The organism is Oscillospiraceae bacterium, assembly GCA_025758045.1.
Classification (GTDB): domain Bacteria; phylum Bacillota; class Clostridia; order Oscillospirales; family Ruminococcaceae; genus Gemmiger.
Genome location: CP107208.1, coordinates 1,391,972 through 1,406,896, shown reverse-complemented (window position 1 = coordinate 1,406,896; position 14,925 = coordinate 1,391,972). Strand labels below are relative to the sequence as shown.

The following is a 14,925-nucleotide window of genomic DNA, read 5'->3' as shown; positions in this document are numbered from 1 at the left end:
CAAATAGAGTATCTTTTAAAGATGGGGTCAAGCCCTCGACCTATTAGTACACACTAGCTGAACGGATCACTCCGCTTACACTCTGTGCCTATCAACCTTGTAGTCTTCAAGGGGTCTTACCTGATTGACTCAGTGGGATATCTTATCTTAAGGCCGGCTTCACGCTTAGATGCTTTCAGCGTTTATCCGATCCGAACATAGCTGCCCAGCTGTGCCACTGGCGTGACAACTGGTGCACCAGAGGTTCGTCCATCCCGGTCCTCTCGTACTAGGGACAGCGCCTCTCAAATATCCTGCGCCCACGACAGATAGGGACCGAACTGTCTCACGACGTTCTGAACCCAGCTCGCGTACCGCTTTAATTGGCGAACAGCCAAACCCTTGGGACCGAATTCAGCCCCAGGATGCGATGAGCCGACATCGAGGTGCCAAACCTCCCCGTCGATGTGGACTCTTGGGGGAGATCAGCCTGTTATCCCCAGGGTAACTTTTATCCGTTGAGCGATGGCATTTCCACTCACATACCACCGGATCACTAACTCCGACTTTCGTCTCTGCTCGACCCGTCAGTCTCGCAGTCAGGCTCGCTTTTGCGTTTGCACTCTCTAGCTTGGTTTCCGTCCAAGCTGAGCGAACCTTTGAACGCCTCCGCTACTTTTTAGGAGGCGACCGCCCCAGTCAAACTGCCCACCTGACAATGTCCCCCGCCTCGATTCAGAGGCGCAGGTTAGAATTCCAATGTCGCAAGGATGGTATCCCAACGTCCGCTCCAGAATCGCCAAAGCGACTCTTTCCCAGCGTCCCATCTATCCTGTGCATGCAACACCGAAACCCAATATCAGGCTACAGTAAAGCTCCATGGGGTCTTTCCGTCTTGTCGCGGGTAACCGGCATCTTCACCGGTACTACAATTTCGCCGGGCGGGCTGTTGAGACAGTGCCCAGATCATTACGCCTTTCATGCGGGTCAGAACTTACCTGACAAGGAATTTCGCTACCTTAGGACCGTTATAGTTACGGCCGCCGTTCACTGGGGCTTCAATTCAATGCTTGCACATCTCCTTTTAACCTTCCAGCACCGGGCAGGCGTCAGCTCGTATACGTCATCTTTCGATTTAGCACAAACCTGTGTTTTTGGTAAACAGTTGCCTGGGCCTATTCTCTGCGGCTCACTCTCGTGAGCACCCCTTATTCCGAAGTTACGGGGTCAACTTGCCGAGTTCCTTAACAACCCTTCTCCCGTTGGCCTTAGAATCTTCTTCCTACCTACCTGTGTCGGTTTGCGGTACGGGCACCTTAAACATACACACAGCTTTTCTCGCCTCTCTTCCAGCCGGACTTCGGTACTATATTTCCCTCGATCACTACCAGAACCAACACCTGGCTCCGACCTTCTGAAAGTGTCCCTGTGCTTAAGTCTTTCGGTGGGGACGGAATCTCTACCGTCTGTGCATCGGCTACGCCTTTCGGCCTTACCTTAGCTCCCGCCTAACTTGGAGCGGACGAACCTTCCTCCAAAAACCTGAGGTTTCCGGCCATGTGGATTCTCACCACATTCGCGCTACTCATTCCGGCATTCTCACTTCTGTAAACTCCACAGCCGCTTACGCTACTGTTTCTCCGCTTACACAACGCTCCCCTACCCCGCACTTACGTGCAGCCTAAGCTTCGGTTTGTATCTTAGCCCCGTTAAATTTTCCGCGCAGAGACGCTCGACCAGTGAGCTATTACGCACTCTTTAAATGAGTGGCTGCTTCTGAGCCAACATCCTGGTTGTCTGCGTATTTCCACATCGTTTTCCACTTAGATACAATTTGGGACCTTAGCTGTAGATCTGGGCTGTTTCCCTTTTGACAATGAGATTTATCTCACACTGTCTGACTCCCATACATCAATACTCCGGCATTCTTAGTTTGATAGGCTTCGCTACCCTCTCGGGCGCTAGGCCATTCAGTGCTTTACCTCCGGGTATCTAATATGAGGCTAGCCCTAAAGCTATTTCGGGGAGAACCAGCTATCTCCGAGTTCGATTGGAATTTCTCCGCTACCCACAATTCATCCGCCGCCTTTTCAACGGAGGTCGGTTCGGCCCTCCATGAAATTTTACTTTCACTTCAGCCTGATCATGGGTAGGTCACCCGGTTTCGGGCCCATTGCATGCTACTGAACGCCCTTTTCAGACTCGCTCTCGCTACGCCTCCACGCCTTAAGCGCTTAAGCTCGCAACATACAATCGCTCGCCGGACCGTTCTACAAAAAGTACCATATCACACGTTGATGTGCTCTATGTGCTTGTAGGCACAAGGTTTCAGGTTCTCTTTCACTCCCCTCCCGGGGTCCTTTTCACCTTTCCTTCACAGTACTATACGCTATCGGTCACTGGGTAGTATTTAGGGTTGGAGGGTGGTCCCCCCATCTTCCGACCAGGTTTCACGTGTCTGGCCGTACTCTGGAACTCGCGCAGCTCTCGTCACTTTCGCTTACGTGTCTCTCACACTCTTTGGATGGCCTTCCCATGCCATTCAGCTAGCAACTTAAGTCCTTAAAGCGGTCCATACCCCGGAAGGATTTCTCCTTCCGGTTTGCCCTCTTCCGCGTTCGCTCGCCACTACTAACGGAATCTCGTTTGATGTCTCTTCCTCGCCCTACTTAGATGTTTCAGTTCAGGCGGTTCCCCCCACACACCTATGGATTCAGTGTGCAGTACCGAAGTATGAGCTTCGGTGAGTTTCCTCATTCAGAAATCCCTGGATCAATGGATATTTGCTCCTCCCCAAGGCTTATCGCAGCTTATCACGTCTTTCATCGGCTCCCAGTGCCAAGGCATTCTCCTTGCGCCCTTTGTAGCTTGACCGTTGTTTCGCTTTCGCAAAACATATCTTTATTTCAGATTCTCCATTTGCCAACGAGATTTTACCATTTTACTGTCGCTTATTGCTAAGCTTCAGTTCCGCTTGGTGAAATTATAGATTTTTATTAAAATCAGGAATTTTACATAGCTAATAAAATCTCATTTCGCAGTTCTATATTCAGTTTTCAAGGTACATCACATAAGGTTTTGGGTAACCCAGCGCACTGGATTACCAGTGGTGGGCTGAAATGGACTCGAACCATCGACCTCTCGGTTATCAGCCGAGTGCTCTAACCAGCTGAGCTATCAGCCCAAATGGTGGAGATAAAGGGATTCGAACCCTTGACCCCCTGCTTGCAAAGCAGGTGCTCTCCCAACTGAGCTATACCCCCGCGTTCTTCACGTTTCGGGTTTCGCTGTGTCCCTTATGCTTTGAGGCTCCGTTTGCACGGCCCTCAAAATTGAACAATACTGAAACTTGCTTTCCTGTCCGTTCAGCCAAAGACCAGCTTTAGCTGAACGTCTGACTCCCTAGAAAGGAGGTGATCCAGCCGCACCTTCCGATACGGCTACCTTGTTACGACTTCACCCCAATCACCAGTTTTACCTTCGGCGGCGTCCTCCTTGCGGTTAGACTACCGACTTCGGGTCCCCCCGGCTCTCATGGTGTGACGGGCGGTGTGTACAAGGCCCGGGAACGTATTCACCGCGGCATGCTGATCCGCGATTACTAGCAATTCCGACTTCATGCAGGCGAGTTGCAGCCTGCAATCTGAACTGAGACGTTGTTTCTGAGTTTTGCTCCACCTCGCGGTCTTGCTTCTCTTTGTTAAACGCCATTGTAGTACGTGTGTAGCCCAGGTCATAAAGGGCATGATGATTTGACGTCATCCCCACCTTCCTCCGTTTTGTCAACGGCAGTCTCGCCAGAGTCCTCTTTCGTAGTAACTGGCAATAAGGGTTGCGCTCGTTGCGGGACTTAACCCAACATCTCACGACACGAGCTGACGACAACCATGCACCACCTGTCTCGATGTCCCGAAGGACTTCATGCATCTCTGCACTATGCATCGGATGTCAAGACCTGGTAAGGTTCTTCGCGTTGCTTCGAATTAAACCACATACTCCACTGCTTGTGCGGGCCCCCGTCAATTCCTTTGAGTTTCAACCTTGCGGTCGTACTCCCCAGGTGGATTACTTATTGTGTTAACTGCGGCACTGAAGGGGTCAATCCTCCAACACCTAGTAATCATCGTTTACGGCATGGACTACCAGGGTATCTAATCCTGTTTGCTACCCATGCTTTCGAGCCTCAGCGTCAGTTGGTGCCCAGTAGGTCGCCTTCGCCACTGGTGTTCCTCCCGATATCTACGCATTCCACCGCTACACCGGGAATTCCACCTACCTCTGCACTACTCAAGGCCAGCAGTTTTGAAAGCAATTCACGGGTTGAGCCCATGGATTTCACTTCCAACTTGCCGGTCCGCCTGCGCTCCCTTTACACCCAGTAATTCCGGACAACGCTTGCACCCTACGTTTTACCGCGGCTGCTGGCACGTAGTTAGCCGGTGCTTTCTTGTTAGGTACCGTCATTATCGTCCCTAACGACAGGAGTTTACAATCCGAAAACCTTCTTCCTCCACGCGGCGTCGCTGCATCAGGGTTTCCCCCATTGTGCAATATCCCCCACTGCTGCCTCCCGTAGGAGTCTGGGCCGTGTCTCAGTCCCAATGTGGCCGTTCAACCTCTCAGTCCGGCTACCAATCGTCGCCTTGGTGGGCCGTTACCTCACCAACTAGCTAATTGGACGCGAGTCCATCCTAGAGCGAATAAATCCTTTTCCCTCAGTACCATGCGATACCGTGGGCTTATGCGGTATTAGCAGTCGTTTCCAACTGTTGTCCCCCACTCCAGGGCAGGTTACTCACGCGTTACTCACCCGTTCGCCACTAAATCAAGAAAAGCAAGCTCCTCTTGATTCCGTTCGACTTGCATGTGTTAGGCGCGCCGCCAGCGTTCGTCCTGAGCCAGGATCAAACTCTTTATAAATGGTATTTAATCGCCATTTAAAAGCGTTAAATCTCTGTAATCACTCAGACACAATCGCTTGCGTCCTGTATGAATTACTTGTAAATTTGGAATTGATTATCGTGGGTTTCCAAACCCACGTTCAAGGTTCCACAAGTTTCAGTTTTGTTCAATTTTCAAGGTCCTGCTGCGCTGTCACTTGTTTCGTAACAGCTTGTATATTATATCTCATAAAAGTTCTTTTGTCAAGAACTTTTTTCGATATTTTTTGAAGCCTTTCGGCTTCAAAATCCCCATACAAGCCGTAGTTACAAGCTTTAGCGGCTGTCCCCTCGCGAGACAGCTTGATTATTATAGCAAGGAGTATGACCTTTGTCAAGCACTTTTTTCGGTTTTTTTGACAAAGTTTTTATTGTACTTTTGGGTAAGGTGTATATTGTGGTGTTGTGCAAATGCGGCACCAAGTGTAGGGGTAAAGGGTTATACCGTAAGTTCTCTCCCCCACCCGCTTCGCCCCCCTCGCAGAGGGGGCCTTTAGGGGGCTATACCGGAAACTTTGTTGATAAAGTAGCCACTCCTTAGTCCGCTGCGCGGACAGCTCCCCTCTAGTCTGGGGGCGCCACGGGGCGTCGGGGACGCCGCCCCCTACATACCATAAATGAAGTTCGCTCCAAGCGGGCCGATGCTAACATCAGCCCCTACAGAATGGGTGGTGTAAGAGGGACAGCATATAGAAAGATACTTGCGCTTTTATCTTGCAGGCTTTATACTGGTATTATTATAATGTATGGATGGTCAACTGCCATGATGAAGATTTACCGTACCCAGGACAAGCAGCTTACCCGCGTTGATGAGATCGGCGAGGGGTGCTGGGTCTGCCTGAACAGCCCGGATGAAAACGAGGCCCGCCTGGTGGCCTCTACCTTAGATATAGAGCCTGCCGACCTGATGGCCGCTACCGACCCGGAAGAGTCGGCCCGTATCAGCCTGGAGGATGGCTACACCCTCATCATCGTGGACATTCCCATCAAGGTGCCTGACTCCGGCGAGGGCATCTACACCACCATCCCGTTGGGCATCATCCTGACGCAGGAGCTGATCATCACGGTCTGCTCGGTGGACACACCTGTTATCGGCGACTTCACCGCCTGCCGGGTCAAGGGCTTTTCCACCCGCAAAAAGATGCGGTTCGTCTACCAGCTGCTCTACCGTGCGGCCTCGATGTACCAGCAGGAGCTGCGGCTCATTGACCGCCGCCGCCAGGCCATTGAGAAAAACCTGTCCGGCGACTTGAAGGACAGCGACCTGATGGAATTGCACGGCTTAGAGTCCACGTTGGTCTACTTTGCCACCAGCTTACGGGCCAATGCCACGGTTCTGGACCGCCTGACCCGCTACAAACGGCTGGAGCAGTACCCCGACGACCGCGAACTGCTGGACGACGTTATCGTTGAGATCCGCCAGGCCATCGAGATGACCAGCATCTACCGCGACGATATAAAAGGTACGCGGGAGCTGTTCAGCTCGATTTTGGACAACCGCCTAAACAACGCCATGAAATATCTGACCAGCATCACCCTGCTGATGGCCGTGCCAACCGTCATCAGCGGCCTGTACGGCATGAACGTGCAGGCGGACGGCATGCCTTTTGCCAACTCCACCGCCGGTTTCGCCATCGTGCTGGGGCTAACGCTGGCACTGTGCATCCTGTCGGCCTGGGTGCTGCACAAAAAACACATGTTGTAAAACCAAAGCCTGCCCAAAAAAGCAGGCTTTTGCTGTAACATTTCCGCCCGCTTTCCTTATATAAAGGTATAAAGGAGGTTTAAGCATGGAGGATGCTGCCATCGTGGCCCTGTACTGGGCCCGGGACGAGCAGGCACTGGCCGAGACCGCCACTAAGTTCGGCGCGTACTGCCGCAAAATTGCCGACAATATCCTGCACAGCGCCCACGACGTGGAAGAATGTGAAAACGATACCTGGCTGGCCGCCTGGAACAGTATGCCGGATAACCGGCCCGCACGGCTGGCCCCCTACCTGGGGCGCATCACCCGCAACCTGGCGCTGGACCGCCTGGACAAAGCCACGGCCCAAAAGCGCGGCAGTGGGCAGACCTTTGCACCGCTGGACGAATTGGCCGAGTGCGTGGCCGCCCCCGGCAGTGTGGAGGATACCTTCGACGCCGCCGAGACCGGGCGGCTCATCAGCGAGTTTTTGCGCACCCTGCCCGAGGGGACCCGCAATATTTTTCTGCGGCGGTACTGGTACTGCGATGCCACCGCCGACATTGCGGCGCGTTACGGCTTGACCGAGAGCAAGGTCCGCGTGACGCTGCACCGCACCCGCGGCAAGCTGGCCGCATACTTACAAAAGAAAGGGGTGGCCGTATGAACGAACGCCAGTTATTTGAGGCCATCGGCCGGGTGGACGATGACCTGATCCTGGCGGCCGACCGCCCCGCCGTGCGCCGCCGCAAGAAATCTGTATACTGGATGCCCGCGCTCTCGGCGGCCGCCTGCGCCGGGCTGCTGATGGTCGGCGTGGCCGGTTGGCGCGCCGGAAACAGCAAGAACGACTTTATGGAAAGCGCCGCTGCTGCCGCCGAAACCGCCCCCGAAGCAGCAGCCGCCCCTGATGAACCGCTGATGAGCGCCGCCAGCCTTTACGCGGACGAGGGCAGTTCCCCCGTGGAGGGCAGCACCGACGGCACCTACAAGGCCGAGGACAGCACCGAATCCAGCATTGCCATCGCCCCGGCGCACGCCGTGATGCTGGAAGGTGTTATCTACTACGACACCTGCACGGTCAGCGGCACTGACGCCAAGGCCGCCCCCGACGGCACCATTACCTCCACCGTGGACAGTGACTCTTTTCCCACCGAAGATGGGCAATCCAACTTCGGCACCGGCTACGCCTACCGCTACGGCAGTGAGAACGGCACACTGGAGGTGCAGATCGACGACGAATGGTGGATCTTTGCCGCCAACCAATAAGCAAACAGCATTTAGCAAAACGCCCAAAACCGCGGAATCGGTTTTGGGCGTTTTGCAGATTCAGCTACTATGCCCTGCTTTTTGCTTGCAGTTTTTGGTGGTTATGCTACAATAATTTTAATCATCGCAAATACCCGCCAAAGGAAGTGCCTTATGAAAAAGTACATTATGGCGCTTGACGCCGGAACGACCTCGAACCGCTGCATTCTGTTTGACCACGACGGCAAAATTTGCAGCGTGGCCCAGAAAGAATTCACCCAGTATTTCCCCAAACCGGGCTGGGTCGAGCATGATGCCAACGAGATCTGGACCACCCAGCTGGGCGTGGCCCTCTCTGCCATGAACAAGATTGGTGCCACCGCCGAGGATATCGCCGCCATCGGCATTGCCAACCAGCGCGAGACCACCATCGTGTGGGACCGCGACACCGGCGAGCCGATCTACCACGCCATTGTGTGGCAGTGCCGCCGCACCAGCGAATACTGCGATAAGCTGAAAGCCGAAGGCTACACCGAGATGATCCGGGAAAAGACCGGTCTGATCATTGATGCTTACTTTTCCGCCACCAAATTAAAGTGGATCCTGGACAACGTAGAGGGTGCGCGGGAAAAGGCCGAGGCCGGGCAGCTGATGTTCGGCACCGTGGAGACCTGGCTGATCTGGAAGCTGACCTGCGGCAAGGTGCATGTGACCGACTACTCCAACGCCAGCCGAACGATGCTGTTCAACATCCACACGCTGGATTGGGACGACGACATCCTGAAGCTGCTGGACATCCCCCGCAGCGTGCTCCCCAAGCCCGTTTCCAACAGCGAATTTTACGAGTATGCTGACCCGATGCACTTCTGCGGCGCCATCAAAATCGCCGGTGCAGCAGGCGACCAGCAGGCCGCGCTGTTCGGCCAGACCTGCTTTAACAAGGGCGAGGCCAAAAACACCTACGGCACCGGCGGCTTTTTGCTGATGAACACCGGCGACCACCCCGTGCGCAGCAAAAACGGCCTGCTGACTACCATCGCCTGGGGGCTGAATGGCCAGGTGAACTATGCGCTGGAAGGTTCCATTTTCGTCGCCGGTGCAGCCATTCAATGGCTTCGGGACGAGCTGAAGATTTTGGAGGACAGCCGCGACTCCGAGTACATGGCCCGCAAGGTGCCGGACACCAACGGCTGCTACGTGGTGCCCGCCTTCACCGGTCTGGGCGCCCCCCACTGGGACCAGTACGCCCGCGGCACCATCGTAGGCCTGACCCGCGGCTGCAACAAAAACCATATCATCCGCGCCACGCTGGACAGCCTGTGCTATCAGGTCAACGACGTGCTGGACGCCATGAGTGCCGACTCCGGCATCCGCCTGTCCACGCTGAAAGTGGACGGCGGCGCGGCGGCCAACAACTACCTGCTGCAGACCCAGGCCGACATCAGCAACGCGCCGGTGGAGCGGCCTTCCTCGGTGGAGACCACCGCCCTGGGTGCGGCGTACCTGGCAGGTCTGGCCGTCGGCTTCTGGTCCGGGCCGGAGGAACTGGCGAAAAAACACGCTATCGACAAAATGTTTGTGCCTGACATCTCCGAGGAAGAGCGCCGCAAGCGGCTGCGCGGCTGGCACAAGGCCGTACGCTGCGCCTACAACTGGGCGCGGGACGACGACGAGGACGAATAATGCACACCCCATGGCTGCCCCTTTTGCCAGGAGCAGCCATTTTTCTATTGAAAAAGCAGCCTTATAATGTTATTATAAAATGAATGGTTGTATCCCTGTAACCGACAGCCTGGACAACGGAGGTCCTGCATGCATTATCACAAATCCAAATTTCTGCGGTTTGCAAACGCCGCTTTCGAGTTTCTGCTGCTGATCCTTACTTTCATCTTTGCCGGCTGGCTGCGCAGCTACACACCCATGGGCAGCCAGTTCTTTATGTGGGACATCTGGACGTTCCTGCCCATTTCGGCCCTGTATGCGCTGGTGATCGTAGGCTGTAACGCCGTGCTGGGCAGCTACCGCACACTGCACCTGCGCAACAGCATCAAGCAGCTTTTTCTTATCGCGCTGACCAGCCTGATGGGCCTGGCGCTGATGGCTACTGCGTTTTACGTGTTCCGCGTCAGCCAGCTTTCCCGCCTGCTGCTGGTATATTATTACCTGCTGTCGGTCATTATGATCTACCTCAAGCGGCTGGTGTTTGACAGGCTGGCGGATGCTTACGTGCGTAAGCACGACATCGTGCCCCGGGCGCTGCTCATCGGCGGCGGGCAGCTGGCTCACCGCTTCTTCCGCGATGTGATCGAGGGCCGCGGAAGCACCGCCATGCAGTATGTGGGCTACCTGGACGCCGCCCCCCGCGAGGGTCTTCCCGCTTATCTGGGTACCGTGGACAGCCTGTACGAACTGCTGCAGACCCACAAGGTCGATATGATCGTACTGGCTCAGGATGTGCAGGATGTAGCTACTACCCAGCGCATTATGATGCTGGCCGACAACTTCCACCTGCGGGTAACCGCAGTGCCGGTGTACAATGATTACGTCAGCTCCCGCACCGAGATCAGCACCCTGGGCGGCATGCGGTTCGTGGACCTGCGCCTGCTGAACACCTGCGAGATCATGGGCGTAAATATCGTTGTCACCGACATGGAAAAGACCGTCCGTCTACTGGAGGAAAAGCTGGAGGATTGGCGCGGCAAATACATCTGCGTGGCCAACGTCCACACCACTGTGACCGCCCACGACGACCCCACCTACCAGGCCGTGCAGAACGGCGCCGTAATGGCCCTTCCGGACGGCGGCCCGCTGTCCAAATTCAGCCGCGAGCAGGGCTATGTGGACGCCGCCCGCGTGACCGGCCCCGACCTGATGAAAGAGATGTTGAAAGAGAGCGCGGGCAAGCACTACCGCCACTATTTCTACGGCTCTACGCAGGAAACGCTGGATATTTTAAAGGCAACTATTGAGAAGAACTACCCCGGCGCGGTGATTGCCGGCATGTACTCGCCGCCGTTCCGTCCCCTCACGCCTGAGGAGGACGCCGCCGTCATCCGCCGCATCAACGAGACAAAGCCGGATTTCGTCTGGGTCGGCCTGGGTGCCCCCAAGCAGGAGCGCTGGATGGCCGCCCACGAGGACAAGGTACAGGCCGTGATGGTGGGTGTGGGTGCCGCTTTCGACTACGAAGCCGGCAACATCCGCCGCGCCCCCATGTGGATGCAGCGCCACAACCTGGAATGGCTGTACCGCCTGATGCAGGACCCCAAGCGCCTGTTTAAGCGCTACCTGACCACCAACATCAAATACCTGTGGTGGACCTGGAAACAATGACCCTATCGCCATCGCACACCGCGGTGGCGTTTTTTGTCCCACACACAAGCCGCCCTCTGCGAGACAGCCTCCCCCGATACGGGGGAGGTGGCGCGAAGCGTCAGAAGGGGAGCGGTGGCTGCGCGACAGCGCAGACGGAGGGAGAGAGCCTTCGATAAAGCTCTCATTCAGGATTGCAGAAAGTTTTTCTCTAAGGAGTTTGTATAAATGAAACGACTCGTCATCGGTCTGCTGGCCCACGTGGACAGCGGCAAAACCACCCTGGCCGAGGGTCTGCTCTACCGTGCCGGTGTGCTGCGCAAGCTGGGCCGGGTGGACCATAAGGATGCCTTTCTGGACACCGACGCCCAGGAGCGCGCCCGGGGCATTACCATTTTCTCCAAGCAGGCCATGCTGACGCTGCCTGCCCTGCCGGACGCCGAGGAGACCACCCTGACCCTGCTGGACACCCCCGGCCACGTGGATTTTTCCGCCGAGGCCGAGCGCGCTTTGCAAGTGCTGGATTACGCGGTGCTGGTCATCAGCGGCACCGACGGCGTGCAGGCCCACACCGAAACGCTGTGGAAGCTGCTGGCACGTTACCGCGTACCTACCTTTATCTTCGTCAACAAGATGGACCTGCCCGGGGCGGATGCCGCCGTGCGCCTACGGGAGCTGCGTGGGCGGTTCGGGGATGGCTGTGTGGATTTCACCACCGTGCCGGACCCCGAGGCCCTGGCCCTGTGCAGCGAACCGCTGATGGAGGAAGTGCTGGCCAGCGGTATTCCCAGCCGCGAGACTCTGCTGATGGCTATTGCGCGGCGGCAGGTGTTCCCCTGCTTTTTTGGCGCAGCCCTGCGGCTGGACGGCCTGGATGGCCTGCTGCATGGTCTGCAATCCCTGACCCGGATGCCCCACGCCTGGGGCGAATTCGGCGCACGGGTGTTCAAAGTCAGCGAGGATGCTGGCACCCGCCTGAGCTGGCTGAAAGTAACCGGCGGTGTGCTGCACGTAAAAGATACGCTGCCGGGCGGCGAAAAGGCCGACACCCTTCGCCTGTACAGCGGCGGCAAGTTCCGGCTGGTCAGCGAGTGCCTGCCCGGCACCGTGGTGGCCGTGACCGGCCCCGCCAACACCCGCCCCGGCCAAGGCCTGGGGGCCGAGGCCGACGCCAGCGCCCCACTGCTGGAGCCGGTGCTGAACTACCGGGTGGATTGCCCCGACGCCGACCCCCACACCGTGTTAAGAGCGCTGCAAACCCTGGAGGACGAGGACCCGCAGCTGCATGTGGCCTGGCGCGCCGATCTGGCCGAGGTGCATGTGCAGCTGATGGGCGAAGTGCAGCTGGAAATTTTGCAGAACATCCTGCAGGAGCGGTTCAAGCTGACCGTCACCTTCAGCGAGGGCGGCATTTTGTACAAAGAGACCCTCACCGCTGCCGTCGAGGGCATCGGCCACTACGAGCCTCTGCGCCATTATGCCGAGGTGCACCTGCTGCTGGAGCCCGGCCTCCGGGGCAGCGGCGTGCAGCTGGCAGCGGACTGCCCGCCGGATAGTCTGGCCGAAAACTGGCAGCGCCTGGTGCTGACCCATCTGGCCGAGCGCACCCATCCCGGCGTGCTGATCGGTGCGCCGCTGACCGATGTGAAGATCACGCTCGCTGCAGGCCGCGCCCACCAAAAGCACACCGAGGGCGGGGACTTCCGCCAGGCCACCTACCGCGCCGTGCGCCAGGGCCTGCGGATGGCCGAAGCCAAAAACGCCGTGCAATTGTTGGAGCCGTGGTATGAGTTCACGCTGGAGCTGCCCGTCGATTGCCTGGGCCGCGCCATGGCCGATGTGCAGCGGATGTGCGGCAGCTTTGAGCCTCCCCTCGCCCAGGGCGACACCGTGACCCTGACCGGCCGCCTGCCGGTAGCCACTGCCCGGGGCTATGCCCGGGAAATTGCCGCCTACACCCACGGCCTGGGCCGCTGGTCTGTGCTGCCCGCCGGGTACGATGCCTGCCACAACGCCGACGAAGTGCTGGCTGACTTTGGCTACGACCCGGACGCCGACGTGGAGAACCCGGCCGACTCGGTCTTTTGCAGCCACGGCGCGGGGTATCTCGTCCGCTGGGATGAGGTGCCTGCCAAGGCCCATGTGGACAGCGGGCTTGCCCGCCGCCTGGACAGCCCCGCCGGGGTGAACACCGATGCCGCCGATGAGGACGAGGAAGTACAGGCCAACAACGCCCGCCGCCGCGCGGCCGCCTACCGGGGCACGCTGGAGCAGGACAAGGAACTGCTGGCGATTTTTGAGCGCACCTATGGCAAGATCAAGCGCCGTGGCCAGCCCGCCGGGGCGGATAACGACGGCAAAGCCGCCCGCACCGCCATGCACACCCGCCCGGCCCCGGTGGTGACTTCTTCCGCCCCTGCCAAGCCCCAACCCACCGGGCCGGACTACCTGCTGGTGGACGGCTACAACGTGATTTTTGCCTGGGATGAATTGCGCAAAATGGCCGAGACGAACCTGGATGCCGCCCGCCGCCGCCTGATGGACATTTTGTGCAACTACGCCGGGTACAAGCGCTGCGTGCCCATCTTGGTATTTGACGCTTACAAAGTACGCGGCGGCACGCGGGAAGTAGAAAAGCACCACAACCTGTACGTAGTCTACACCCAGGAGGCCGAGACCGCCGACATGTACATCGAGCGCACCACCCACGAGCTGGCCAAGGACCACCGCACCCGCGTGGTGAGCAGCGACGGTGCCGAGCAGATCATCGTGCTGGGCAACGGTGCCCTGCGCGTCTCCGCCCGCGCTTTCGCCGAGGAAGTAGCCGCAGTAGAAAAGGAAATACGAGAGTTTTTGCAGAATTGACGCACCGCTTAAAGGCTCCCTTGTGCAAAGGGATATGTCACCGACGGTGACTGAGGGATCGTTCCGTTTACCTGGCAAGTCGGTTTGCCCCGCAAGGTCACAATCCCCCAGTCTGCGCTTACGCGCAGGCAGCCCCCTTACACAAGGGGGCCTTTTTGTTTGCACTATTTCTCATTTAGAAATGATTTTGAAAAACGCCTGTGCTATACTGGTGTCAAATCCAAAGGAAGGAGATGCCCGCCATGCGGCCTATCTTAATTGTCGAGGACGAGCCCGCCATTGCCGACTTAATTGAAATGACGCTGGAACCCCTGGGCCAGCCGCTCATCAAGGCACACACCGGCAACGAAGCCGCCAACCTGCTGGAGTCCACGCTGTTCGACCTTATTCTGCTGGACGTGATGCTGCCCGGCGTGGACGGCTTTACCCTGATGGACTACATTGCCCCTACGGGCACGCCGGTCATCTTTTTAACGGCCAAAGCCACGGTGGAGGACCGGGTGCGCGGGCTGCGGCTGGGCGCGTATGACTACATCGTCAAGCCCTTTGCCCCGCCGGAGCTGCTGGCCCGGGTGGAAGGCCTGCTGCGCCACACCGGCCGCCGGGCCGCCACACTGCAAGCTTTCGATGCCGTCATCGACCCGGACAACCACATCGTCACCCAAAACGGCACCCGCGTAGAGCTGACGCCCCGGGAGTTTGATCTGCTGCTGGCCCTTGTCCGTGCCCGGGGGCAGCTGCTCTACCGCGAGGCCCTGTATGAGCGAGTCTGGGGCCTGGACAGCAATGCCGGGCCGCGCACGGTAGACATCCACATCCACCGCCTGCGCAAAAAACTGCACTGGGATGATAAAATCGTGACCGTACCCAAGGTAGGGTACAAGTTATTGCCGTAGC

At 57.5% G+C, this 14,925-nt stretch carries 7 protein-coding genes, 2 tRNA genes, 2 rRNA genes and 1 pseudogene; 8 read left to right on the top strand and 4 right to left on the bottom strand.

All coding sequences use genetic code 11. From position 1 onward, the window contains the following. Positions 1 to 23: 23 nt before the first annotated feature. The 4 genes from OGM81_06675 to OGM81_06660 all read right to left on the bottom strand — a co-directional run bounded on the left by OGM81_06675 (position 24) and on the right by OGM81_06660 (position 4,899). Positions 24 to 2,853: ribosomal RNA gene (locus OGM81_06675) — 23S ribosomal RNA — on the bottom strand. A gap of 233 nt (positions 2,854 to 3,086) precedes the next feature. Beyond that, positions 3,087 to 3,163 (bottom strand) — tRNA-Ile (locus tag OGM81_06670). Positions 3,164 to 3,166: 3 nt separating this feature from the next. After that, a tRNA-Ala gene (locus tag OGM81_06665) sits at positions 3,167 to 3,242 on the bottom strand. Positions 3,243 to 3,385: 143 nt separating this feature from the next. After that, positions 3,386 to 4,899 (bottom strand): 16S ribosomal RNA (locus OGM81_06660). Together the 16S and 23S rRNA genes with 2 tRNA genes alongside form the textbook arrangement of a ribosomal RNA operon. A 783-nt stretch (positions 4,900 to 5,682) precedes the next feature. Here OGM81_06660 and OGM81_06655 point away from each other — a divergent pair. The 8 genes and pseudogenes from OGM81_06655 (at position 5,683) to OGM81_06620 (ending at position 14,924) form a co-directional block, all read left to right on the top strand. Then, on the top strand, positions 5,683 to 6,624 hold the full coding sequence (locus OGM81_06655) for a magnesium transporter CorA family protein (protein ID UYJ44791.1): 942 nt from the start codon (positions 5,683 to 5,685) through the stop codon (positions 6,622 to 6,624). Between the two features lie 85 nt (positions 6,625 to 6,709). Further along, positions 6,710 to 7,270: a sigma-70 family RNA polymerase sigma factor gene (locus OGM81_06650; GenBank protein ID UYJ44790.1), complete on the top strand. Its 561-nt coding sequence runs from the start codon at positions 6,710 to 6,712 to the stop codon at positions 7,268 to 7,270. Further along, complete coding sequence (locus OGM81_06645; GenBank protein UYJ44789.1) at positions 7,267 to 7,872, top strand: hypothetical protein; 606 nt, start codon at positions 7,267 to 7,269, stop codon at positions 7,870 to 7,872. The genes OGM81_06650 and OGM81_06645 overlap by 4 nt, the downstream gene beginning before the upstream one ends. 153 nt (positions 7,873 to 8,025) lie before the next feature. Next, complete coding sequence (gene glpK, locus OGM81_06640) at positions 8,026 to 9,534, top strand: glycerol kinase GlpK (GenBank protein ID UYJ44788.1); 1,509 nt, start codon at positions 8,026 to 8,028, stop codon at positions 9,532 to 9,534. Positions 9,535 to 9,789: 255 nt separating this feature from the next. Beyond that, positions 9,790 to 10,308, top strand: a pseudogene (locus tag OGM81_06635) (hypothetical protein). A gap of 165 nt (positions 10,309 to 10,473) precedes the next feature. Beyond that, complete coding sequence (locus tag OGM81_06630; GenBank protein ID UYJ44981.1) at positions 10,474 to 11,184, top strand: WecB/TagA/CpsF family glycosyltransferase; 711 nt, start codon at positions 10,474 to 10,476, stop codon at positions 11,182 to 11,184. Positions 11,185 to 11,391: 207 nt separating this feature from the next. Next, positions 11,392 to 14,028 carry a TetM/TetW/TetO/TetS family tetracycline resistance ribosomal protection protein gene (locus OGM81_06625; GenBank protein UYJ44787.1) on the top strand — a complete coding sequence of 879 codons (2,637 nt, stop codon included), beginning with the start codon at positions 11,392 to 11,394 and terminating at the stop codon, positions 14,026 to 14,028. Between the two features lie 242 nt (positions 14,029 to 14,270). Next, a complete protein-coding gene (locus OGM81_06620; protein ID UYJ44786.1) occupies positions 14,271 to 14,924 on the top strand; it encodes a response regulator transcription factor in 654 nt (217 codons plus the stop codon). The last annotated feature ends 1 nt before the right edge of the window (position 14,925 follow it).

Bases quoted from the DNA above. Each gene is read 5' to 3' on its own strand.
- OGM81_06655 (UYJ44791.1), top strand. From the start codon at position 5,683: ATGATGAAGATTTACCGTACCCAGGACAAGCAGCTTACCCGCGTTGAT.
- OGM81_06650 (UYJ44790.1), top strand. From the start codon at position 6,710: ATGGAGGATGCTGCCATCGTGGCCCTGTACTGGGCCCGGGACGAGCAG.
- OGM81_06645 (UYJ44789.1), top strand. From the start codon at position 7,267: ATGAACGAACGCCAGTTATTTGAGGCCATCGGCCGGGTGGACGATGAC.
- glpK (UYJ44788.1), top strand. From the start codon at position 8,026: ATGAAAAAGTACATTATGGCGCTTGACGCCGGAACGACCTCGAACCGC.
- OGM81_06630 (UYJ44981.1), top strand. From the start codon at position 10,474: ATGGGCGTAAATATCGTTGTCACCGACATGGAAAAGACCGTCCGTCTA.
- OGM81_06625 (UYJ44787.1), top strand. From the start codon at position 11,392: ATGAAACGACTCGTCATCGGTCTGCTGGCCCACGTGGACAGCGGCAAA.
- OGM81_06620 (UYJ44786.1), top strand. From the start codon at position 14,271: ATGCGGCCTATCTTAATTGTCGAGGACGAGCCCGCCATTGCCGACTTA.